At 49.6% G+C, this 1,904-nt stretch carries 1 pseudogene; it reads right to left on the reverse strand.

Annotation, left to right across the window (positions count from 1 at the left end):
* Positions 1–1,904: pseudogene (locus FUA23_RS22635) on the reverse strand (DUF11 domain-containing protein); the annotation flags it as partial.

Below are 1,904 nucleotides of genomic sequence, written 5' to 3' on the forward strand. Positions count from 1 at the left end.
TCAGCCCAGTCAACGGTGTAAGGCGCGGTGCCTCCAGCCAGGGTCAGGGTGATCGTTCCGGTAGCGTCGCCGTTACAGTCTACATCGGTAGTGGCTGCGGTTGCAGTCAGGTCAGACGCTTCGTCGATGGTAGCAGAGATTGCCTCTGTACATCCGTTGGCATCAGTTACGGTACCGGTGTAAGTGCCGGCAGTAAGACCTGTGCGGTCAGCGGTGTTGTCGGTACCGGTTACGTCAGCCCAGTCAACGGTGTAAGGCGCAGTGCCTCCAGCCAGGGTCAGGGTGATCGTTCCGGTAGCGTCACCGTTACAGTCTACATCGGTAGTGGCTGCGGTCGCTTCAAGAACTTCTGGTTCAATCAGAGTCACTTCAGTAGAGTCAGCACAGCCGTTAGCATCTGTAACTGTAACACTGTAAGTTCCTGCAGCCAGGCCGGTCGCAGTATCAGTAGATTGACCATTAGACCAAAGTACAGTGTATCCAGCAGTTCCTCCAGTGTAGGTTACTGTTGCGCGACCGTCAGTCGCTCCGTTACATGAAATGCTACCATCAACTTCTGCGTCTGCAGCTGTAACATCCGGTCCTTCCAGTACTTCTACTGTGAGGTCAACGGAGTTCGTAATCATAGTAAGGAACACCTCATTAGAATAGATGTCAAACATCTCAGTCGCGATGTTAACTCTCGTCTCTGTCAGAGGAATAGTGTAACTGAATACCCATTCTTCACCGGAATCGAGACGATCGTTTCCATTTACATCAGTGCTTGATACAAACTGGCCTTCAACGTTCGGGAACATATTATCTTCCAACATTACCATACGGGCATTGAAGAAAGATGGTCCGTTAAGTCGCAGAATAATATCGTAAGTGACATCTTCTCCTTCACAAACAACCATTTGATCGGCTGTTTTCTCAACATTGAAGCTTACGCCAACATAGTGCGATGGATCCATATCAGAAACAGGATCTCCTGCAGGTGTGCCGTCAGGCAGTACTGGCTGACCAATTGCGGTAGCTTCATTCACGTAAACAGGATCAGTCGCGATCGCAGGTGCAGAGGCCGTTAAGGTTTCACACTGGCCAACAGCAAGGAAGGTGATTGTTCCAATAGATCCCTCTACGTCGTCTGTTACCACAACGTTCTCGAGATCCTGTGTACCAGTATTACAAACGGTGTACTCCCACTGTACCGTAGCTCCTTCTTCGGCAACGAAGATATAAGTAGGAGAAGTCATTGGTGAGTTCTCGTCGTAGAAGTCTGCATCCTCAAAGAGCCCGGTAATCGGGTTCAAGGTTGACTTCTCGATGTCAATCGATGGAGTCTGAAGGATCGGAATGGTTACCTCATCTTCATCGTCATCATCCGGATTACCATCACCGTCTTCGTCAACAGTATCATCCGTTGAAGGATCAGAATCGATGTCATTTCCATCGTCGGCTGTGATCTGGGCGTTGTTGGTCAAACTTGCACCCTGGAAGTCAGCATCAATCGTGTAGATTACACTTATTATCTGACTTGCTCCCTGGGGCAGACTTGTAATTGTAAATGCTCCAGGTCCGGTGACCGTTACGTTAGCGTCTGGAGTAGAAGACTGGAAGGTGAGGCCAGCTTGTGGCGTATCCATCACTTCAATTCCTGCTGCATCGAGACTTCCATTATTAGTAACCTCGATTGCATACAGTACTGTAGATCCAGGAGCAAATGGTCCACCGTTTACCAGTGTCTTCGTCAGCTCAAGGTCGTAAACCTGATCAATAGTGATGGTCTCATCGTCCTGATCGTCTTCCGTTGGTACGTCGTTGTCAGGAGTAGAGTCTTCGTCCGTCTGGTCTTCGTCATCGCCAACGATCTCAGCTACGTTCGTCAGGCTTGTGCCCTGGAAGTCTGCGTCGATCGTGTAGGA

This window comes from Neolewinella aurantiaca, assembly GCF_008014675.1.
Taxonomy (GTDB): Bacteria; Bacteroidota; Bacteroidia; order Chitinophagales; family Saprospiraceae; genus Neolewinella; species Neolewinella aurantiaca.